Origin of the sequence: Kordia antarctica (assembly GCF_009901525.1) — a bacterium.
In the GTDB taxonomy this organism is placed as follows: domain Bacteria; phylum Bacteroidota; class Bacteroidia; order Flavobacteriales; family Flavobacteriaceae; genus Kordia; species Kordia antarctica.
The window spans coordinates 5,385,937-5,409,597 of sequence record NZ_CP019288.1; the positions used below are offsets into that span (position 1 = coordinate 5,385,937).

The window sequence follows — 23,661 nt, forward strand, 5'->3', positions numbered from 1 at the left end:
GAATTATCCAAAATTCTATCAAACAAAAGTCAAAATTATACCAAGCTATTCCAGCTTTTTTAATCTAAACATTAGTAAAAAGTGTACGAATGAAAAAATACCTATTCAAAATACTACTACTTGTCATAAGTATCAGTTTCAATAGTTGTGAGACGAAACAAAAAGAAGTAACTGAAAATAATAAAAAGGTCAATACCAGCCCAAATATTATTCTTTTTGTCGCTGATGATCACGGAACAGATGCTATTGGTGCTTATGGTAATCCAATAATCAAAACGCCAAACTTAGATAAACTAGCGCAAGAAGGAACCAAATTCACAAATGCCTATTGTACAAGTGCAAGTTGCGCAGCAAGTCGTTCGGTAATTCTATCTGGTCAATTTGGTCATGCTACGGGTTCTTACGGGCATGTGCACGATTACCACCATTTTAGTACGTATGATAGTATTAAATCGCTTCCAGTACTATTAAAAAAAGCGGGTTATGAAACTGCCCGAATTGGGAAATATCACGTCGCGCCAGAAAAAGTATATCATTTTGATACAATTTTAGAAGCCAATCCTAGAAACACTGTTGAAATGGCTGAACAATGTGCGGATGTTTTAAACTCAGACAAACCATTCTTTTTGTATTTCTGTACAGATGATCCTCATAGAGGACAACCATTTGAGCCAGATCCTTGGGATTCGCCAAATAACTTTGGAAATAAAAAAGAAGGTTACAAAGATGTAGAGACAATTACGTACAAACCAGAAGATGTACTTGTACCAGCATTTTTGCCAGACACAAAACAAACACGAGAAGAAATTGCTGAATACTACCAAAGTATATCACGAATAGATCAAGGTTTTGGGAAATTAATGCAACTACTAAAAGAAACAGGCAAAGCAGATAATACCATTGTATTTTATATCTCAGATAACGGAATGGCATTTCCGGGAGCCAAAACCACTGTGCATGAGCCTGGAATAAAATTGCCATGCATCATAAAAGATCCAACAAAAGATGCTAAAGGATTAACGAGTGATGCAATGATTTCTTGGGTAGACTTAACGCCAACCATTTTGGATATGGCAAATGTAGATTTCAATAAAAACAAATTTCATGGAAACTCTTTCTATGATGTCATAGGAAAAGAAACTGTTGAAGGTTGGAACGAAATCTATGCTTCACACACTTTTCACGAAATCACGATGTATTATCCAATGCGTGTGGTTAGAAGCGATAATTACAAATTGATTTGGAATATTGCGTATCCTTTAGAATATCCGTTTGCGTCAGACTTATGGGCTTCCTCAACTTGGCAAGCTATTTACAGAAATAATGTGGAATATTTTGGACCCAAAAAAGTGAAAGACTATCTACACAGACCTGAATTTGAATTATACGACTTGCGTAAAGATCCAAATGAGTCTGATAATTTGGCAACAAAAGAAGCTTTCAAAGAAGTGCTAGAAACTATGAAAGGCAAAATGAAAGCTTTTCAAACCAAAACAAAAGATCCATGGATGATTATGTGGAGTCATGATGCGTCGTTACAAGGAAGTGGAGTTAACTTATAAATTATAGATGAAAAAAATTAAATATTTAGGTTTCGTAATTATCATGATGTTTTTGTTTTCATGCACTTCAAATGCAACTGAAACCATTGAAATAAAACATACAAAAGACGATATTACAACCACGATTCGTACAGCAATAAAAAATGCCAAAACGAAAGATATAAAGCTAGTTTTTGAAAAAGGTGTTTACACATTTCTTACAGATTATGCACTCGGCAAATACATGTATATTACAAACCATGGCAATGGATTTAAAAAAATAATTTTCAATTTTGAAGATTTTAATTCTGTTGAAATTGAAGGAAACGGATCAGAATTTATATTCAGAGGTCAAACCCAACCTTTTGTTTTTGAAGGTTGTCAGCAAATCACTGTTAAAAACATAACCATAGATTGGGATATTCCGTTTAGTTTCCAAGCAGATGTGATGGCTGTCAATACAGAAGAAAACTTCATAGATATCAAACCATACAGCAAAGGATTTTCATGGAAATTGACAAAAGGACACATAGAATTCCCAAATATAAATAAGTTTAAATTTCAGCATTTAGGAAGTACATTATCGCATAACAAAGTTACAAAAGCAGTTGCTTATGGCGCTTGGGATAATTTACTTAAACCTAGTTTAGTGAAAGAATTACCAAATGGGAATTTGCGTATGTACGTTCATAAAATGAAGCATTTCCCTAAAGTTGGCTCAGTCTTACAATCTAAAGGAGATAAACAAAACAGTCGGTATGCGCCAGCTTTTTTAACCAGAAACTCAAAAAATATTATTTTTGACAGCGTAATAATTCATCACGCTTTAGGAATGGGTTTTTTGTTTGAAAGATCAGAAGATATCAAAATTATTAATTCTGGAGTTTACATAAGAAAAGGCTCTGATAGAGTCATGTCTATAGCAGCAGATGCGACACATTTTGCAAACTGTAAAGGCGATATATTAATAGAAAATTGCCGTTTAGAAGGCATGTATGATGACGGAACCAATGTGCACGGAACGTATGTTGAGGTAGATAAAATTATTGATAGCAAAACCATAAGAGTCGCTTTAAAACATAAGCAACAAATGGGATTTCAGTTTGCAGATGTTACGGATGAAATATGGTTTATAAAGCAACCAAATCCGCAAAGGAAAGAAACGAATACAGTAGCAAAAGTTACGGTTATTAATGATTATTATACAGACTTAACCTTTAAAACCGACATTCCTTCAGATTTAAAAATAGGAGATATTCTCGAAAACAAAACATGGAATCCAAATTTTACCATGCGTGGAAATACTATTAGAGATCACAGAGCAAGAAACATCATCATCAAAACACCTAAAAAAATACTTATAGAAGACAATGATTTATCATCTATGATGTCTTCCATTATGTTGCGAGGCGAAACCTTTTTCTGGTTCGAATCTGGGAATGTAGAAGATGTAATTATCAGAAACAATCGTTTTGTACATTGTGCTTATGGTGGCGCAGAACATGCTATTTTAAAGGTGTCACCAAGATTAGGTAAAACCTTTGATGATTCAATAATGTATGATAGAAACATTCTCTTTGAAAATAATACAATTGAAACCTTCGACAACCGAATTATTTGGGCAGATCGCGTAGATGGCTTAATTGTACGAAACAATATAATAAAACAAACCTATACAGAAAAACCACAATATCCAGAAGCTTCTATGTTCGATTTAATAAATTGTAATAATGTACAAATCACCAATAACACGTACGAAGGAAACTGTGATAAAGTCTTGAAAGCGGATAAAATCTCAGAAAAGACATTAAAATTCAATAATAATTCAGGCTTAAATAGATAAATTATGAAATCCTTTAAAGCCATTTTTGCTCTTTTATTCATATGTATATCATGTAAAAATGATACAACTGTAAAAACAGAAGTAGACAGTATTAAAGACGTTCAAATTGTATTATTAGCAGGACAATCTAATATGGCAGGCGCAGGAAACTTTGATGAATTAGATGCTTCAGAAATAAAAAGAATCGAAAAAATTTCAAGCAGAGTGTCATTAAGTTATAATGGAAAACCCTCAAAACCATTATCATATTATGACAACAAGCCTTCAGAAAAATACGGTTTCTTAAAACGTTTTGGTCCAGAAATTTTTATTGGATTAACATTAGCTGAAAACAATCCAGATCAACACTATGTACTCATAAAACGCTCGCAAGGAGGAACTGCTTTATACGGCGCATGGAATCCGAATTGGACAGCTGAAAAAGCGAAAGCGGTAGAAAAACCAAAAAAGCAAAACGTTCAACTTTACGCTACACATATTGAAGACATTAGAACCAATCTAAAATCATTAGAAGCCCAAAATAAAACGTATAAAATTATTGGATTGGCATGGATGCAAGGTGAAAACGATGCAGCCAAAGAAATAAGTGCAACAACTTATGAGGCAAATCTGAAAACCTTAATTAAAAGCTATAGAGACGAATTTAATGTAGAAGACATGCCATTTGTAATTGGTCAAATTAATTCCAGATACGGGAAATTCAAAGTAAAAGGCCCAGCAATGGTACGACAAGCAATGGAAGATGTGGCTAATTCAGATGAAAATGCAGCCATAATTAAGACAACTACAAATACAACTTGGAACGATTACCCAAAACATTCAGATAATGTGCATTACAATGCGGAAGGTCTAAAGCGTTTGGGAATTGCATTTGGAGAGAAATTAATCGCTTTAAACATGAAACCTGTTCAGTAATAATTAAAGGCTATTACAAGTTAATTCACTTTCTAGCAGCTATTAAATTAGTATTTTAGATGAATTAAACTAAAATAAATATCTTAAGTCCAATGTACTTAAAACTTAAATAAATGAATTCAAAGTTTTTAAAATTAACGGTATTAGTTTGTTGCTGTGTCCTCTTGTCTTGCAATGCTCAAAAAGGAGATAAATCGACTTCAATAGCAGAATCAAATGTTGAAAAGAAACCTAACCTTATCATCATTCACACCGATGAACATAACTTTAGAACCATAAGTGCTTATCAAAAACTATTAAAAGAAAATCAAGCTTTTGTTTGGGGAAAAGGCAATAATGTAACGACACCAAACATTGATAAACTTGCCAATGAAGGTGCAATAAGTACAAGTTATTACGCGTCTTCGCCAGTTTGTACACCATCAAGAGCATCACTAATTACGGGTTTATATCCGCAAGCAACTGGAGCTCCCAAAAATGGACTTCATTTAAGCGAAAACATTCCAACATTTGCCACTATCCTAAAAGATCAAGGATATGCGACATCGTATGTTGGTAAATGGCATTTGGCAGGACACAGTAAGTACAAATTCAACATAAAATACAAAGCAGGTTTTGAAGACAATCGGTATATGATGACTGGCGGACATGCGCCATATTATCAGGTTACTGAAGATGGTTTTGCAGGAATCAATCAAAGGAAAGCGAGTAAACTACCCGAAAATGAAATAATTCACGCCACAGACTTTTTCACCAATAAAACCCTAGAAATTCTAGAGCGCGATAAAAATAAACCTTTTGCTATCATGCTGTCCATTCCAGATCCGCATACGCCAGATGTTGCAAAACCGCCTTATGATACTATGTATGATGATTTAGTGATTGAAGCACCAAAAACCATGTCGCCAGCATATGTTGCCGTAAAACCGTCTTGGGCTACCGATAAAGGGAAAAATGAAACCATTGGTGAAAAATCTTTTGAAAATGAACAAAATACGATAAAGCAATATTTTGGAATGGTAAGGCATATTGATGATAGTGTTGGTCGCATTCTTCAGTTTTTAGAAGATAACAATCTTACGAAAAATACGATTGTTGTATTTACGTCAGATCATGGCGATATGTTTTTTGAACACAACCGAAGAAACAAAGGTGTGCCTTATGAAGCATCTGCTAGAATTCCTTTTCTAATACGTTATCCAAACAAAATTCCAGCGAATAAAGTAATCAATACTGCATACACAAATGTCGATTTTGTCCCTACTATATTAAGTCTAATGAATGTGAAAACGGATATTAAATTTCATGGTTTGGACACTTCCGTAGATTTTACAAGTAGCGAAAAAATAATAAATAGTAATCGAATTACCTATTACGCTAAATCTGGAGGTTGGTGGGTAACCGCAGTAAACGATCGTTACAAACTAGTAATTGACAAAAAGGAAAAACCGTATCTATTCGACTTAGAAAAAGACCCAGATGAGTTAATCAATTTTTACAATGATAAAGATTATGCTGAAATTGCTAAAATGATGCAAACGGAATTATTCAAACAGTTAAAAAAGTTTGATGAGCCTGGTTTAAAAAATAAACAAGGTTATATAACAGAATAATTAATTCAGTTTTGTTTTATGCAATGATAAAACTTATCTGTTAACCAGTTCAAATTGAGTTTCTAATGGTACACCATAGTTGGCTTCAAGACCATCTTTAATACTTTTATAAAACTTAGTATCTGGTGGCAGGCTTAAGTTCTTCCAGAAATCGGCATTATATGGCAATTCAATTAAACTCATATCTGTATCATCACCAAAATGATAAATTTTTCTCGCCTCTTTTTTATTCGTGTCAATATTAAAAACAAAAGCTTCAGTTTTATAGCTTGTTGGATTGGCTTCAGTGTTTTGATACTCTTTTGGAACATTCTGATTTTTAATTTGCCACTCATTTTTAAAATAACTTAGTACGAGTTTACCACTATTATGTCTTTTGTAAATAAATAGAGAACGCCCACGCTCTATTCTATAAACTTCATAGTTGTCTAAGCCTATATACAAAGTGATTCTTTCCCAATCAATTTTAGGATTTTGCCCTCTAACGATTATGACATCTTGTCCTTCAAACGAGGAATCACCGATTTGTTTCCATTTAAACTTTTTTAAATTGCGTTTATGCTGCGATGCATGAGGTCTTAGCGGATTTAGATTAAATAGACTATTAATTGAGTGTTGCCATTGTCTACTTTTCCATATTCTGTAATCGGCAGATTTTCTAGATTCAGTGACTTGGACAACACCAGGTGAATATCCTGGTCCTTTGTCCTTTATTTTTATATAATTCTCTACTAAGAGTTTAGGTTTATTACTTTCGGTTGTTGTCCTTCTATAAAGCATTTCGAGCTTATGAGGAATAGATAACGTGTTGTCTCTTAAATTTTCTAAAGCTTTTTTAACATAATCAATTGAGCTTAATAACACTACTGCGTCAAGTTGAGTTGATGTTTCAATGAGTACTATTTCCTTTTTTTCAAGTTTTAAATAATCTTCAACCAATATTTTAAAAGGTTCAAAACCCAAACTTGATACCGAAAGTGAATCTTGCAATTCATTTTTTGTTATAAAAAAAGAAAACTCACCGTCCTCAGTACTAGAAACACCAACATATTTTTTAACTATTCCAACCGAAACATAAGGTATTGTGTTACTTGATTCATCTAAAATAGTACCTCGAAGTTCTATTTTATCATTTTGGGCATTACCAAAAGTTGTTAATGCACAAATTATGAAGAACAGCATCCACTTAAGTTTAATTTTCATAGAGCATATAGATTATGTTTGTTTACAAATAACTACAATTATTTTATAAAACTATTGCACTTATTTATCTACTTCTTATACTATGTATCCATAATTTGACTATAAACTGGATATTTATAAGCTACAACTTTATCACATAAGATATATATTCAGTTTTTCTTTTTGTAAGAATCATTCCGACAATTTTCGTTAATCAAAACAAAATTGTATTCTTAGATACATTGCATAAATCCATAGGTACATTTTATAGTCATTGCAATAGTATTTTAGTGAAAAATATAGTTTAGTTATGATTAAAAGAAGGTTCAATTTTCAGGTTTCTACCCTAATAATGTTATTCTTAGTTGTGTCAATAGGAACAACAGCATGTTCTAAAGATGACGTTACTATTCAAGAAGAAATCGTACAAGAGGAAGAAGAAGAGGTCGTGGTTGTAGAACCTAATGATTTTCCAAGATTAACAGATACTGAAGATCGTTTCTACACAAATAACATTCCTAATAGCGAAACTACACTACAATTAAGTGGAATCCACAGTGCAGCAGATAGCAATCTATTAAATCAAGAAATTGAAAATAGATCGAATGCTGGCGGCGGAATAATTAAAATTACTGGCGGAACATATTATCTATTAGATGTTAAATTAAGATCGAATGTACACCTAAAATTTGATGCAGATGTAATCATTCAACCAGATTTAAGCGGAAATACACTCAATAAAAACCTAATCATTTTTGATATAGGAAATGAATTTTTGGTCGAAAATTCAGCACTAACAAACACACAACAAAATAGTGTAGATGCAAACACATGGTTTACTGTACTAATTCCAACAGGAGACTACAGAGGAGTAAGAGTTGCCGAATACAGTTATGCGCATAATTTTCAAGTTTCTGGTATAAAAATAGAAGATACACATTCAGTGTTTTCAAGCATTGTACTGAATCTGCCAGACAGTAATAGCAAAGATGAAATTTCTAACAATGGAATCATAAAAGATATCGTAGCAACTAACGGACATGTTGGTTATGGTATCATTCAAATACAGGCAGGAATAACGATTCTATGTAAAAATCTAGATGGCGAAGGCGGAAGCACAATGCGAGTGGAAACTGGTGTATCAACAATTAATATGGACAATCAATTAACAGTAGATGATGTGGTTGGACGAAACATAACAGGTCGTTTTGGCGATGGTGTTCTAACGTTTTCTCCGCACAGAGTAGATCAAGGTCGCGTAGATGTAGAAAATATTACGTCTATTAATTCTACGTATGCAGTGCGTTTGGCTGCTGGTTTTCTGGACAATTCAGGAACATTAGACAACATTGGGACTTTCAGTAACTTGTCTTACGTTGGAAATATTAACGTAACAGGCGGTAATGGTGCGCAAATTAAATCTAAAGATTATCCGTTTTTTAATTGTGTTGACAGACAGGCTATTGTTGATAGTCCTTGGAATCCTGACGAAGAAAGCAAACCAGGCAAATCCATTGGTGTTATAAGAGACAATTCTAGTGAAGCTAGTGCATGCGAAGCTGGTTGTTACGAAGTTAATGTTGAAAATATTAATCTAACTAATGACGATTTCGAAAATGGAGCAGATTATATTATTAACAGCTTGAAAATAAATTGCTAATACTTTAAAAGAGAAAAGCAATCAACTTTAGCGTAAACTTTCTATGTGTAAAAGCAATCCGTTTTTTAGTATCTTTCTTTTCTAACCCAAGTTTGTATTTCTCAAAACGACTGGGAAAACGAATTAATATAATCTTTTAAACCTATAAAATGAAAATCACTTCCTATAAATTAATTCTGTGCTTAGTAGCGAGTTCGATGTTTTTTTCGTGTACTGCACAAAAAGAAGAAGAGAAAAAACAACCAAATATTCTATGGATTTTTGCTGAAGATTTATCGCCTTTTATGGGTGTTTATGGCGATTCCATAAATAAAAATGCCACACCAGTTATAGATAAATTAGCTAACGAAGGTGTGTTGTTTACTAGAGCGTATACAACAGCGCCTGTGTGTTCTGCTGCACGTTCTGCTTTAATTACAGGCGTAATGCAAACTACTACAGGAACACATAATCATCGTTCTAGTAGAGTTCCAGATATTGTAGTTCCTGAGAAACTTCGAATTAATTTACCTGATGGCATGAAAACGCTTCCAGAATTAATGCGAGAAGCAGGATATTTCACTTTTAATAACGGAAAGGATGATTACAATTTTCATTACAATAGAAGAGATTTGTATTCAGTAAGTACAAAAGACGATTACAAACCAGGAATGAATGGTTGGCAAGGAAACTTTCCTACACATAAAATGTCTGCAACTCAAGATGCTTGGAATGCACGACCAGATAAAAAGCAACCTTGGTTTGGACAAATTCAGATAGATGGCGGAAAAGCACATGCTAAATATGTGCGTGAAGGTCAAGAATTAGCTGCAAATGATGTTCCATTACCACCTTATTTTCCAGATATTCCATCGCAACGCAAAGCGTGGACAGACCATTACAATGCCAATCGTGGTGCAGATGTAAATGTGGAAACAATTTTGAAGCAATTAGAAGCAGATGGTGAGTTAGAAAATACTATTATTTTCTTTTTCTCAGATCATGGAAGTCCAACTTCATTGCGACACAAGCAATTTTGTTATGAAGGCGGAATGTTAGTGCCATTAATGATAAAAGGAAATCATCCTGCTTTAAAATCGGGAACTGTACGAAATGATTTAGTCTCACTTTTAGATATTACAGCGACAACGTTGTCTATGGGGAAAGCCAAAATGCCAGCGTATTTAGATGGACAGGATTTATTTGCGGAAACGTTTAACGAACAAGAATATGTAATTGGAGCAAGAGATCGTTGCGATTACACGATAGACAGAATACGAACGGTAGTTTCTGAAAACTATCGGTATATCAAAAACTATTACCCAAACAGACCTATGATGCAAGCTGGTTACAGAGACAAAAAACCAATTGTAAAGGATTTGAAGAAAGCTTACAAAGAAGGTAAACTAACAGCATATCAAGAGGAACATTGGTTTGGAGTAAGACCAATGGAAGAATTATACGACTTAAAAGCAGATCCACATCAGATACATAATTTAGCAGAAAATCCAGCTTATACTAAAACACTAACAGCACATAGAACTGTTCTTGAAAACTGGATTAAAGAAACTGATGACAAAGGACAATATCCTGAAGATGCAGCACAATTAGAAGCTACTTACAACTTATGGAAAGATAGACCGCGTTTTAAAAATGCGAAGGTGAATCCTGAATACGATCAGTTTAAAATTGATTGATTCCCTTGTTTTAGTGTCAATTAGAGCTATTATTTATCCTACGTAAGCTGTTCTTATGTAGATCCGTTTCTTGTCACATACCGATTCGTCACCCTGAACTTGATTCACGATTATTAAGTTCAAAAAAGCAAATTAATACTAGTTGGAAAACGTACTAATTAGAAGATAAGCCTATTAATTTAGATATAAATATTAAAAATCTTACTTTTTAGTATGACTTTACATGGAATTCTTTTAATTTTAGTTTTTAATTAAATTTAGGTTTAGTTATAATTAGAGATAATAGGAATTCCTGTTATGTTTGTGTTGGGCATAATTTGAATAAACAATTGAACAAATAATGAAAAAAAGCACTTATGAAAATTGTTTTAGTAAATCTTCACTAAAGTTGTCTTGGGAAAGAGTTATTTCCAGTGTAGGTGCTGATGCAAAAGACTATTTTGGAATTGGAATATTTAGTAGGAATACAGATATAGTATTAGCGGAATTGAGTGAATTACTTTTGTCAGAGAAATATCACCCCAAAAGACCATTCAAATATTTCGAACCTAAAAAAAGCGGTACACAAAGAACTAAAACTGTTTTAAACATTGAGGATGCTTTAGTTTTCCAAGCTATATCAAACCATATTGCAGAACTTGAATTTTCAAATTTAATTGAAACTAATAAATGTGTTTTTGGTAGCGTATTAAATGAAAATGTATCAAAGGGAGTTCAGCTTTTAGAAGCGGAACCAGATAACTTTTACTTTTTTGAGTTTTACGTAGAAACTTACAATCGATTTATTTCTAGCATAAACGAAACAATTGAGACCGGAAAAGTAACTCATATTCTGGAGACAGATATAACGGGTTTCTTTGATGCAATACCACATTCAACGATTTTACTTGAATTAAAAAATAGAGGTATTGACACAAAAATATTAGATATTTTTGCAAAATGTTTAAATATATGGTCTGGAACTAGAGATTGTGCTACTTATGGAGTTGGTATTCCTCAGGGACCAGCAGGTTCTTTTTTAATTGCCAATATAATACTTGATAGTCTCGATAGGCTTGCAATAAAAAACGGACTTCATTATTATCGATTTATGGATGATATTCGTATTTATGGCAAATCTCGTGATGAATTGGTACAATGTTTAGTCGCAATAGACCGTCATTTAAAATCTAAATCATTGTGTTTAAATTCTGAAAAAACCTTAATTGAATTAATTGATGAACATAATTCGGGAAAAGAAAAATTTTTAGATGATTATGGAATAAGTATTGAAAAAGAGAATAAAGAAGAAATTAGTCAAGAGATTTTAGAACAGAACATAACCCAATTTCGAGAAAAAGAAAACGGTTTTGAGAGTTTAGAAGCAAAGGAATATTTACCCTTATATAGAAATGCTTTAAAAGATTATGAGAAAAAACTCAAACAGTTCCATAGAAAAAGCATAAAGCACGATTTATGGTTAATTGAAACATCTGAAATGAGAGATTTTTTGACATCTTCTCAAAAATGGAGAACTATTGTCAAAATCTTAAAAGATGAAACAGATTATAAGCCAAACGAATCAATGATTAATATTTGGCTTTTTGGAATCAGAGCATTCAATTGGAAAACGAACAATTTTGTCTGGAATTTACAGCTTTACGAAAATCTATCTGATTCTTATGAAGATATTTTTGCTGTGTTTTATGAATTTAGTGCTTATGAATGGGTACAGTATCAAATTCTCTCAATTTTTAAGGATGCCTCTTATCTAAATCTTGATGAACAGCAACAATTACTACAATCCATCCCAAAAACAGATAGTCCTCTTGTTAGACTAGGATATTTTAAGATTTTATTACAAACGATTAAAACAAATACCAGATTTTTTCAATCAGTAGCGGAACTAGTAAAAGATGAAAAAAATGTTTATGTAAAAAACTCAATTTTAAATTCTATAAATAAAACTCAATTGAAAATACCAATTGAAACTTTAAAAAACTGGTTCATATAATGGGTTATATCGAAGAACTTGAGGAATTGGAGAAAATGAACATGCGTAACGAAGAGTATAATTACGCACAACGTATGATTATGGTTGAGATGCTTCAAGAAAAGATTATTGAAGCAAGGTCGTCAGACGATTATTTTATACGCTTTTTTGAAGACATCATAAATGGAAATATAGATTTCGACTTCAAATCTGCATTATCTGAAGTTGCATATAATTCAGCAAGCGAAGATGCCGAAGCCTGCATCAATATTTTTTCACGTCTTTCTGAAATGCAAAGTAATCGCTCTGTGCTTTCTTGGGTTGTTACTGCGTTGAAATATACAGACCAACTGGTACTTCACTATATTCAAGACATTTTAAAAATTAATCCAGTTAAACACCCAGACCACGGAATTGAACGTTCGTTATATGTACAAATTAATTCAGGAGATTATTCTGCCCAAGTCGCTGGTAATCTTTTAAATGAAGTATATGGACAAAGAAATAAGCTTGAACACAGATATGTAAGAGACCCAAAAAATGAAGAAAAGCAAATTCTTATAAACCCAGATTTTAAAACAGCGAAGAGGAAAATTCAAAGCCACTTCCCTAAAGCCTTACTATCATTTAGAAAGGCCTATAAAGAACATTATGAATAAATAAATGTGTACAACAATTTATATAAAACATAGCTAATTTAGGCTTTCTAAGAGGTTTGTGTGTATTTGCAAAGACCGCCAAATTTTTAAATTTGGCTTTTAGTAAAATAAATTAAAAAATTTGGCTCGTGTATAATCCGAATCGATAGCGTCTTTTAATACGCTACGTTTCATATACGGAGACGTTGGCAGTAATTAAAACGACAACCCTGAATTCAATGATTTATGAATGAAGATAATGAAATACAGCCATATCATGAAGCATTATATATAGAAAGCTTACTTACACAAACTAAGGCAATAGTTTTTGAAAAAGAATGCTTAATAAAATACTTAGATGATTATCATGAAGGTAAAAAAATAGAAATCGAGTTAATCCTTGATTGTCTGCAAAATATCATTGTCAAGGCAGCTGACATTTCTAAATACTTTTGGCCGACAAAACCTTTTGTAGAAAAAGGTAAAACAAGTAATAAAGTAGAACGAAATGAGCTCTACAAGCGATATGAAAATTTACATGAAAGTAGAGCTGAAAAATTAAGAAAAGCGTTCGGAATTAAATCTAAAAATAATCCAATAGCTAATCGAGATATGAGAAATATGATTGAACATTTTGATTCAAAACTAGATGTTTATTTAAACGATAATAATGTTACTGGAACAATAATGCCTTATTATTTAGGGATTCATGTTGAAGAAATAAATAGTTATACGCATTATTTTAGAGCTTTTTTCTCTTCAAGATATATATTTAGAATATTAAACGTTGACTTTGAAATACTTCCAATTTTAAATGAAACTATTCGAATACATAACTTATTAATTGATTTTAAGAATGATGGCGGGAGATTGAAATAAAAAACTACAGCCAACAACGGTGACTGTTGCACAACTATCTTTATTAAGAATATTTTCAAAATTTATTTGAGTAAACTTATATCGAACTGACGTTAAATTAGACTTAGCCAACACAACTAACCCTTTTTTGGTTCCTTTTTCCTTCCATTCAACTTATACGTATAACTCAAAACGACATAGCGACCTAAACTTTCAGAAGTAGTTTCTTCAAAGAAATTCGTTGTACTATTTCTATAAATGTCTACATCTTTATCTAATAAATCAATAAGGACTAATTTTAAAATGCTGTTATTTCCCTCAGAAAAAGAATAAGAAATGGCGGCATTCCATAACGGTAATTTTTGGTTAGAAACAAAAACATCATCTGAAAACACAATGTAATCAAACTGCATATTCACGTTTAAACGCTTATTAAAATTATAATCAATAGCGCCAAAATATTGTTGTTTGGTGTATGCTCTATTCAAATCTTGTTCAATAGAAAAAGAAGTGTTGTTAATGCTAAAATCGGCACCTATTTTTATATCAATTTTATTCTTTCTACTATTCTCTAACACACCGCTAAACTGAAAATCTTTAGAAATAACATCATTCAACTGTAAATTAATAATAGAGGTTGACGTATTGTAGCGGTTTTTATTTTTTAAAGTATATCGTACGCCCAAACCTTTCACTTTCTTGCTAAAACTCAAACTTGTTTGAAAGCGTTTTCTATTGCCTTGATTTTCATAATTTCGAGTTCTAATAAAATCTTCATCTATTGAAATTCTTTGTATGATAGCATTTGTAGCGTACAGATATTGAATTTTAGAAAAGAAGTTAATGCCAGATGTATAGTTGTTAATATTGGCTACTAATGATAATTTATGAAGTTTCTCTGGCTCTAAACTTGGATTTCCTTGTCTTATAAAATTGGGATTCAAGTCATTAACAACTGTTGAGCTTTGTTCAGGTTTTGGAATTTTAACTGATTTTTTGTAATTAAAACGATACTTAATACCTCTTTTTGGTTTGTACAATGCAAAACCAATTGGATTAAAATAAAGTTGACTTCTTCTAATCAAATCTTCATCAATAACGCCATACGACCAATTTATATGTTGCATAGCCAAAGCAGTAAAAAGCACCACTTTTTTTGTGTTAAAGCTATACCCAAATCGCGTATCCGAACTCAATTCTTTTGTAATATATTTAAAAGCGAGTGTATCTTGCGTAATCGCAGTAGTTTCTATTTCTCGTGTCTGACTAATGTCTTCTCTAACTTGTCTCTTATTGATAAAACTTTCTAAATTGAAATAATGATATTTTGCAATAGGTTCAGTAAACTTGAAGTTGAAATCAACAATCGATGTATTAAACTGTTCGTTTCTTAACGCAAAAATATCTCTAGTTGATTCATTGTCGTTTCCAATGTTTCTAGTGTTTATGGTATTTTGTTCGTTGTCTTTTTCTAAGCTAATAAATCGAGTATTCAAACCTGTTTTAAAACTTCGACCTTCCTTTTTTAATTTCTTAAAATAATTGATTTTTAGGTTTCCAAAACTTCGATTAAACGTATTGTTGAAATTTTGATCGTTTGTCGTTGCCAACTCACCTAAATCAGTCCTATAACTTTCGTCTCTGTTTATATTGGTCGCTGTTTTGTCTATAGTTACAGTTCCTTTAATAGTCAAACTACTCGATTTGTTAGACTTATTAATATAATTAAAATTAAGATTATGCTTATCAATAGTCTTCGAATTTCGGTTTATAGAATTATAGTCAAAATTATTCGTGTTCGAAAATGAAATACGCCTAGCATTTGACAATCCATCATTATCTGAATAGTTAAAAAAGTAATCGGCATTAAACGATTCCTTCTTTTTAAATTCGTGTCCGACATGAATACCTGTTACGGCAGTAGTTAAAAATCCATTTAAACTTTTAGTTCGTTTGGCACTATTTTCGTCTTCACCAGAATCATCATCAATACCATCAGCATTTTCTAAAAAGTTCTGAATATTAGAACCTGTAATATTAATATTATTGAATTTACCTATCACAGAAAACTGCGTTTTTGGAGAAAACTGATTGTAATTCAAATTGCTAAAATAACGACTGTCTAAACCAACACCGCCAGACATTTTTCCGAATCCACGATTCTTTTTCGTTTTCTTTAAGGTGAAATTAATCACAACTTCTTTGTTGCCATCATCAATTCCAGTTAATTCGGCTTCATCACTTTTTTTGTCTATCACTTCTACTTTAGAAATGGCATCGGCAGATACGTTTTTTAAAACAATAGACGGATCTCCACCAAAAAACTCTTTACCATCCACAAAAATTCGGGTTACAGGTTCTCCTTGCGAAAGAACTTTCCCGTCAGCATCTAACTCAATTCCAGGAAGTTTTTTTAAGAGTTCTTGAATATTATCTCCAGGATTTGTTCTAAAAGATTTAGCGTTGTAAGTGATGGTATCATTTTTTATTTGAATAGGAGCAGTAACTGTAATAATCACGCCATCTAGCATTGAAGTATCTTCTTTTAGCGTGATGGTTTGTAAATCAATAGGCTGATTTTTATAAACGATATTCTTAAAATACACTTGATGTCCTATATAGTTAATTTGAACAATCAGAGAATCTTGAGGAAGATTATAAATACTAAAATTACCTTTTACATCAGTGATAGCTGAAGCAACGTACAGGGAATCTTTTTGCTGTAAAATAGCGATAGAAACATATTCTAAAGGTTCTTTTTCCGAACTTACAATCGTTCCTTTTACTGCTGAATTATCTTGTGCAAATGCAATTGTTATACTTGTTGCAAAAACAACCAGAAATAGAAATAAAGAGAGTGTACTATGTTTCATTGGTTAGTTGTGGTCAAATTGAATTTACATTTGACTAAGTCTTACTAAAATGGTTTAAATAAAAAAGCCAAAACCAATATGATTCTGACTTTTTAATGAGCTAATATTCAAAGTTTAGTTCTTCTTTTTACCTTTACCTTTACCTTTTGCTTTGGCTTTTTTATCCCATTTAGCGGCAAACTCTTCTAATGATAATTTCCCGTCTTTATTAGTATCTTTTTTTAATAAAATTTTATCAGCTTTAAAAGGATGTCCTTTTTTTGTTTTTTTACCTTCATAAAAAGCAGTTAGTTCTTCTAAGCTAACAGAGTTGTCACTATTGGTATCAATTTTCGCAAATTTCTTTTTTAATTTCGGTCCAATATCTTGTGCATATGTTTGAGAAAAAGCAAATAATGCTACTACAGCCAACGTAATTTTTAAGTATTTCATTTTAGATTCAGTTTTTAAGATTATGGTATAAATATCTCTAAAATCATACCAAAAAATGTTTTCATGGGTAAATAATTTGTATGCTTAGATAAATTATGAACCCATTGTGCATTTTGATGTCCAATTGATGTTGAATGCGTCAGTTCGAGTGATTTTTGATAAAAAATTGTATCGAGAACCTATTTTACATTATAAATTTCTTGTTCTCGATACAAATTTTAGACTTTCCAAGCCTAAAACTCACTCGAACTGACGAAATTTAATCAAAATGTACAACGGGTAAATTACGAGTAATTTTTTAAGTCTGTAGTTGCTAGTTTTGTATAATTTACCGCTAAAGACATTTTCTAAACCAATAAGAACAAATGGTTCGATGTTTAAAGTGATATTTACATAAAACATAATTGTTTTGAAAATATGATCAACCAAAAACCATTTTTAAGATTCAGTATCATACTAAGTTTCTTGTTGTTTCTTTCCTGTAAAAGTCAACACAAGAAGCAACCTATACTTTCAGAACAACCAAACATCGTTTTACTATTTATAGACGATTATGGATGGTCGGATATTGGATATCGAAACGATACATTTACGACTCCCAATCTAAATCAATTTAAAACTGAAAGCTTAGAATTTAAACGTGCGTACATTCCAACTCCAACATGTAGCCCAAGCAGATTATCATTACTAACAGGAAAAGAAGCGATCCGCTTAGGAATGCCAAGACATATTGCTATAGATCCAAATAATCCAGATGCAGAATATAACTTATGGCCAAAAGATCCAGTGCAAAGACCTTCTCGAAACTATTTGCCGTTAGTAGAAATTACCTATGCCGAACGACTAAAAGAATATGGCTATTATAACATGTTTATTGGCAAGTGGCATTTAGGTCACGTAGGTCGGTATCCAACAGATCAAGGATTTGATGCTTCCTATGGAACAACAAATGCTGGACATCCAAGAAGTTACTATTATCCATTCTTTAAAGAAAAAGATGATCCAAAAGGGTTTTTAAAATCTGGACCCAAAGAAGGCGATTATTTAACAGATGTGCTCACAGATAACGCAGTTGATTTTATAAAAAAATATAATAAAAATCAACCTTTTATGTTATCGTTTTGGTACTATTCGGTGCATGGACCTTCCATTGCAAGAAAGGATCTTTTGAAAAAATATCAAGATGCAGGATTAAAAGGTAAATATGCACATCATGCCGCAATGGTTGAAGCTATGGACGAATCTGTAGGTCGCGTTAGAAAAGCATTAGAAGCCAAAGGTATTGCAGATAATACCGTAATTATTATAATGTCAGACCAAGGTGGAGCGTATACAAACGCACCTTTAAGTGGTGGAAAAAAAGGCGGAAATGCTTTAGGTGAAGGCGGAGCGCGCGTACCATTACTAATAAACTATCCAGGGATTACAAAAGCGAATACAGAAACAAATATTCCTGTTCAATCTATAGACTTATTTCCCACTTTAATTGAAATTGCTTCAGGAAAAAAAGGTGAAGACACACAAATTCAAGGTGTAAGTTTGTTGCCAATCCTAAAAGGGAAAAACATAGAAAATCGAAATCTGTATTTCTTTAGAAGTTATGAAGATCAATATGCTGCGGTGATTTCTGGAGATTGGAAATTAATTAAATACCACAGCGGAAAATTTCAATTATTCAATGTGATAAAAGATATCAGTGAACAAAATAATTTGATTGGTACAGGATTAGCTATTGAAACCAAACTAAAAAAAGATATAGCTACTTGGGAAGCTGAAGCAGTTCCAGAATATTAATACATAAATAAAATTTGATGCGAATATTTTTAAAAATAATAGCATGTCTTTTACTTACAACGGGCGTCTATTCACAAACGTTACCTGCGGATAATACATTTTTTAGTCCAACAATTGGTGGTGCTACACAAACAATTTCTGAATCGGCAGGAACTGGTGATGATTCTCTAACATTTACGAATGCGATTAATACTGTGAATGCCGCTGGTGGCGGAAAAGTTATTGTAAATGCCGGAACGTACAGAATATTAGAAGTCGATTTAAAATCGAATGTACATCTTGAAGTTAACTCAGGAGTTACTTTTTTACCATTCAATGCTTCAACAACAGCTAACAATGCTATATTTAATTCGGATTCCAACACAGGAATAGATAACTTTAGTGTTATTGGTATTGGAGGCAACTTTGCAGTAAACTTAAGTAGTTTAGCAACCAGTATTAGAATTCGCGTGATTTCGTTTAAATTCTGCAGCAACTTTAAAGTAGCAAATTTCGATATTACAGATAATAACACCGAGTTTTCTTCATTAGCTTTTGGAAGTAATTACACTACAACATCAACAGCATCTGGTACAAGAATTAATAGTATAAGAGGAATTCCAAATGGTGGAATTATCGAAAATATATCTATCACAAATGCACATTATGGCTATGGATTAGTGCAAGTTCAAGGTGGTAAAAATTTATTATTTAGAGATTTATCTTCTGTTGGTGGCGCCACTTTAAGACTTGAAACAGGATTCAATTTGATACAATATACCGACCTTTTCGATTTTAATGATATTAAATTAGACAATATTTGGGCTAGAAACATAACATGTACCAACGGGCAAAGTGCTTTACAGCTTTCGCCACATACATTACATCAAGGATATTTTAATGCTGAAAACATTACGGCAACTAGTTGTGAAGTAGCAGTAGTTTGGGCGGCAGGATTTGCCACAGATGAACAAGATATGGATGGTTTAATGCCAGGTTCTTTTATGAGCACTTCTAAAATAAGAAATGTGACAGCAACTTTTGGTCAAAATGCACAAATGCGATCTAGTAGATTACGCTATATTCCTTGCCAATTAAGAGTCGAAAGATCGGGTGGAATTGGTGTGGCAACAACTTTAAATGTAGATGGAGAAAGTCGTACAACGCCTTCACCAGGAGCTGTATTAAGAGAAGAAGATAAGTTAGGACATTACACATTAGATTTTCCAGATACGGAAGTAACAGCTATTGGATATAATATTGCAGCGCATTATTTACCGCCAAATGCTATTTTTAGAGATAGCTTTGATGATTATGAAATTTGTAATGAGTCTGTTAATGGAGTCAATTTTTTCATACCAAATGGTTTTCAAAATACTCCAAACGAAAGAAATCCAGAAGAGAACGGAACCTTATCGCTTACGAATGCTTCACTTAATGTAGTAAACATATATCCAAATCCAACAAGCGACATTCTAAACATAAAATTGCCAGCGCATTTAGAAGATGAAGAAGTACAATTTTATACTGTTTTAGGAAAGCAAGTTGGTCATTACAAACTACAATCACAAAATCAAATAGATATATCGCATTTAAGTGAAGGTTTCTATTTTCTAGTATTTAAAAGCGGAATTCAAAAACGAATAATTGTAAATTAATTTCTTTTTTTCTTTGTAAAAAAACATCAAATGAATTCATGAAAAAAACTAAGTTGACCATAGTATTCATACTAACCATTGCAGCTTTTTTGTCTTTTACAGAAGAGAAGAAAGAATCAAAACTTGCAATGGTAGAAACTATCGTTGCCGATAAAAAGCCAAATATCATTTTTCTTTTAGCGGATGATATGGGTTATGGTGAGTTAGGCTCTTATGGACAACAAACGATGAAAACTCCTTTTTTAGATTCATTAGCATCGCAAGGTATGCGTTTCACAGATTTTTATGCTGGAACTGCTGTGTGTTCACCTTCAAGAGCAGTTCTAATGACAGGATTGCATACAGGTCATGTGAGTATTCGCGGTAATAAAGGAAAATATAAAAACAACTATAAAAGAGTACCTTTAAAAAAGTCGGAAACTACACTTGGGGAAATGCTTCAAAATGCAGGTTACCAAACCGCAATGATTGGCAAGTGGCATTTAGGCGTATCAAATGATGATACTACTTGGGCAAAAGAACGTGGATTTCAGTACGCAGTTCAAGAACAATGGGGAGAAAACGAAAAAGGTGAAGAAATAGACGAACGTGTACATTGGGTAAATAACACACAGGATTCTATCTTTTATGATTATAATAAATATAGTTGTTTAGATGAATTCAGAACCAATTTTGCACTAGACTATTTAGATAAGAAAACTAACGATACACCTTTCTTTTTATACATGTCTTACAGAACACCGCATGCGCATGAATATTTCTTACGTAAAACAGATTTATACAAAGATAAAATTGAAGAATGGCCAGAAATTGAGCGTCGTCATGCAGCAAGAATCACCATGTTGGATAAGCAAATTAGACGATTATTCAACAAATTAAAAGCTTCTGGCGAATTAGAAAATACAATTATCATATTTACCAGTGATAATGGACCAACAAACGAAAATTATCACGATTATAAATTTTTTAATAGTTCAGGCGATTTAAAAGGATATAAACGCGATTTATATGAAGGCGGAATTCGTGTACCAATGTTTGCCTATTGGCAGCATAAAATCAAATCTGGGACAATCTCTAAACATCAAAGTACATTTTATGATGTGATGCCAACTTTAGCCGAAATCGCTAAAATTGAAGCACCAACAAACATCGACGGAATTTCATTTTTGCCAGAATTACTCAATAAAAATCAAGTTAAGCACAAGCATTTATATTGGGAAATTCATGGTAAAGGTGTGAAAAGTTTTAAGCAAGCTACGCGTTTTGGAAATTGGAAAGCCATCAGGCAATTTAATAGTCATCATACAGAATTATATAATCTTGAAAATGATATCAATGAAACCAATGATGTTTCGGCTACATATCCAGCATTAGTAGAAAAAGCAAACAAAATATTAAAACAAGAAAGTGTACAAATAGAACAGTATCCGTTTTCAGGTGGTGTTTTTAAAGACTAATTATATGCGAAAAAAAATAAATTATATCAGCTTAAGTATCTTCCTTTTTACGCTCATATCTTGTGGACAAAAAAAGGCGGAAATAGCTGAAGTAAAAGAAAAGAAGCAACCAAATATCATTTGGCTTATGGCAGAAGACATGAGTACAGATTTAGCATGTTATGGTTTGCCAAATGTAAAAACACCATATTTAGATAAAATGGCTAAAGATGGCGTTCGGTTTGATAATGCTTTTGTAACAAATCCTATTTGCTCACCAAGTCGTTCGGCAATGATAATTGGAACACATCAAGTAAAAACCAATACACATCATCATAGAAGTAATAGAGATGTAGTATTAGATTCAACTTTCAAACCATTTACGTATTGGTTAAAAAAAGCTGGGTATACTACAATTTTGGGGAATCATTCAGTCATGAATAAAGGACGTAAAATCGATGTTAATTTTAAACACGAAGCGATTGGTACTTGGGACGGAAAAACAGAATTTGGTTTATTTGATAAATATGATACGTTTGAAAAAGCGGATGAACCTTTCTTTGCTCAAATTCAATTAGTTGCAACACACAGAGGTGATTGGTGGGATGAAGTTCGCAGTAAATCTGAGCATCCTGTAAATCCTGATACAGTTGAAATGCCGCCTTACATGGCAGATGATCCAGCAATACGATTGGATTGGGCTAAATACTTGGATCAAATTGAATATATGGACAACGAAGTTGGACTAATTTTCAAAGAACTTGAAGCCAAAGGAATGGCAGATAATACGGTTGTTATTTTTATAGGCGATAACGGACGTTGTAACATTCGTGGGAAAGGATATTTACACGATCCAGGATTACGAATTCCTTTAATTGTGTATTATCCTGAGCAATTTGAAGGTGGAGAAATTAGAAAAGATGTCGTGAGCGCAACTGATATTACAGCAAGTATTTTAGATTTTGCAAATATTGATATTCCTGCATATATGACTGGACAACCTATGTTTGATGAAAATTTTAATAGAGAATATGTATATGGAGCGCGCGATTTATGGGATGAAATAGAAGAACAATCAAGAGCAATAACGTCTGGCGATTGGAAATACATCAGAAACGATACACCAGAAATTCCTTTTGATGCGCATCAGGCATATTTAGAATTTTACAGACCAGCAGTACACGTAATGCGTAGACTAAAAAAAGAAGGGAAACTTACCAAAGAACAAGCTTTCTTCTTTCAAGATTCGAAACCTAAAGAAGAATTATACAACTTGAAAAATGATCCTTATGAGTTGGTCAATTTGGCACTCGATGTAAAATATACAGATGAATTAGCTAAAATGAGAGCCAAAACCAAAGCATTTGATACTGAAATGAAACCTGTAAGTGATGTTTACAATCCAAAACCGATGGATCAAACTATTGGTTTGGTTGAATGGATAAAAACGGAGCATCCAGAAATTAGAAAACAGATGGAAGAAGGCGTAGAAGTTGGTTTTAAAAAATGGGGAAAAAAGTACAGGGAGTATTTGAAGTCTCTGAAGTCTGAAAAAAAGTAAAAAAGAATTTTTATAACGAGAATTGTCCCC

At 32.5% G+C, this 23,661-nt stretch carries 16 protein-coding genes; 13 read left to right on the forward strand and 3 right to left on the reverse strand.

All coding sequences use genetic code 11. From position 1 onward, the window contains the following. Nucleotides 1-89 precede the first annotated feature (89 nt). The 4 genes from IMCC3317_RS22655 (at nt 90) to IMCC3317_RS22670 (ending at nt 5,912) form a co-directional block, all read left to right on the forward strand. Entirely contained in the window at nt 90-1,562 is a 1,473-nt protein-coding gene (locus tag IMCC3317_RS22655) for a sulfatase family protein (RefSeq protein ID WP_160131740.1), read from the forward strand. A 7-nt stretch (nt 1,563-1,569) separates the two neighbouring features. Further along, nucleotides 1,570-3,384 carry a right-handed parallel beta-helix repeat-containing protein gene (locus IMCC3317_RS22660; RefSeq protein WP_160131741.1) on the forward strand — a complete coding sequence of 605 codons (1,815 nt, stop codon included), beginning with the start codon at nt 1,570-1,572 and terminating at the stop codon, nt 3,382-3,384. A 3-nt stretch (nt 3,385-3,387) separates the two neighbouring features. After that, a complete protein-coding gene (locus IMCC3317_RS22665) occupies nt 3,388-4,299 on the forward strand; it encodes a sialate O-acetylesterase (protein ID WP_160131742.1) in 912 nt (303 codons plus the stop codon). Between the two features lie 113 nt (nt 4,300-4,412). Then, the gene (locus IMCC3317_RS22670) at nt 4,413-5,912 is read left to right on the forward strand and encodes a sulfatase family protein (protein WP_160131743.1); all 1,500 of its coding nucleotides are present in this window, start codon (nt 4,413-4,415) and stop codon (nt 5,910-5,912) included. A gap of 33 nt (nt 5,913-5,945) precedes the next feature. Here IMCC3317_RS22670 and IMCC3317_RS22675 read toward each other — a convergent pair whose 3' ends face one another. Next, nucleotides 5,946-7,115 (reverse strand): carboxypeptidase-like regulatory domain-containing protein, encoded by a 1,170-nt coding sequence (locus tag IMCC3317_RS22675; RefSeq protein WP_160131744.1) that lies wholly within the window; start codon nt 7,113-7,115, stop codon nt 5,946-5,948. Nucleotides 7,116-7,404: 289 nt separating this feature from the next. Here IMCC3317_RS22675 and IMCC3317_RS22680 point away from each other — a divergent pair, with 289 nt between their 5' ends. The 5 genes from IMCC3317_RS22680 (at nt 7,405) to IMCC3317_RS22700 (ending at nt 13,919) form a co-directional block, all read left to right on the forward strand. Continuing rightward, nucleotides 7,405-8,754, forward strand: coding sequence for a hypothetical protein (locus IMCC3317_RS22680; protein ID WP_160131745.1), 1,350 nt, complete (start codon nt 7,405-7,407; stop codon nt 8,752-8,754). Nucleotides 8,755-8,903: 149 nt separating this feature from the next. Continuing rightward, nucleotides 8,904-10,430 (forward strand): sulfatase family protein, encoded by a 1,527-nt coding sequence (locus IMCC3317_RS22685; protein WP_228054886.1) that lies wholly within the window; start codon nt 8,904-8,906, stop codon nt 10,428-10,430. 340 nt (nt 10,431-10,770) lie between these two features. After that, nucleotides 10,771-12,423 (forward strand): RNA-directed DNA polymerase, encoded by a 1,653-nt coding sequence (locus tag IMCC3317_RS22690; RefSeq protein WP_160131746.1) that lies wholly within the window; start codon nt 10,771-10,773, stop codon nt 12,421-12,423. After that, nucleotides 12,423-13,061, forward strand: a complete 639-nt coding sequence (locus IMCC3317_RS22695) for a hypothetical protein (protein ID WP_160131747.1) — start codon at nt 12,423-12,425, stop codon at nt 13,059-13,061. The genes IMCC3317_RS22690 and IMCC3317_RS22695 overlap by 1 nt, the downstream gene beginning before the upstream one ends. Before the next feature lie 225 nt (nt 13,062-13,286). Beyond that, on the forward strand, nt 13,287-13,919 hold the full coding sequence (locus IMCC3317_RS22700) for a hypothetical protein (RefSeq protein ID WP_160131748.1): 633 nt from the start codon (nt 13,287-13,289) through the stop codon (nt 13,917-13,919). 116 nt (nt 13,920-14,035) lie between these two features. Here IMCC3317_RS22700 and IMCC3317_RS22705 read toward each other — a convergent pair whose 3' ends face one another. Together IMCC3317_RS22705 and IMCC3317_RS22710 are read right to left on the reverse strand one after the other, a co-directional pair. After that, nucleotides 14,036-16,771, reverse strand: a complete 2,736-nt coding sequence (locus tag IMCC3317_RS22705) for an outer membrane beta-barrel protein (RefSeq protein ID WP_160131749.1) — start codon at nt 16,769-16,771, stop codon at nt 14,036-14,038. 114 nt (nt 16,772-16,885) lie between these two features. Next, nucleotides 16,886-17,203: an EF-hand domain-containing protein gene (locus IMCC3317_RS22710; protein WP_160131750.1), complete on the reverse strand. Its 318-nt coding sequence runs from the start codon at nt 17,201-17,203 to the stop codon at nt 16,886-16,888. A 417-nt stretch (nt 17,204-17,620) separates the two neighbouring features. Here IMCC3317_RS22710 and IMCC3317_RS22715 point away from each other — a divergent pair, with 417 nt between their 5' ends. From IMCC3317_RS22715 to IMCC3317_RS22730, 4 genes are read left to right on the forward strand one after another with little or no spacing between them, the layout of a single operon-like run. Next, entirely contained in the window at nt 17,621-18,997 is a 1,377-nt protein-coding gene (locus IMCC3317_RS22715; protein WP_160131751.1) for a sulfatase, read from the forward strand. 17 nt (nt 18,998-19,014) lie between these two features. Beyond that, complete coding sequence (locus IMCC3317_RS22720) at nt 19,015-20,634, forward strand: T9SS type A sorting domain-containing protein (protein ID WP_160131752.1); 1,620 nt, start codon at nt 19,015-19,017, stop codon at nt 20,632-20,634. A gap of 38 nt (nt 20,635-20,672) precedes the next feature. Then, complete coding sequence (locus tag IMCC3317_RS22725; RefSeq protein ID WP_160131753.1) at nt 20,673-22,091, forward strand: arylsulfatase; 1,419 nt, start codon at nt 20,673-20,675, stop codon at nt 22,089-22,091. Between the two features lie 4 nt (nt 22,092-22,095). Next, nucleotides 22,096-23,631: a sulfatase family protein gene (locus IMCC3317_RS22730; RefSeq protein WP_160131754.1), complete on the forward strand. Its 1,536-nt coding sequence runs from the start codon at nt 22,096-22,098 to the stop codon at nt 23,629-23,631. The last annotated feature ends 30 nt before the right edge of the window (nt 23,632-23,661 follow it).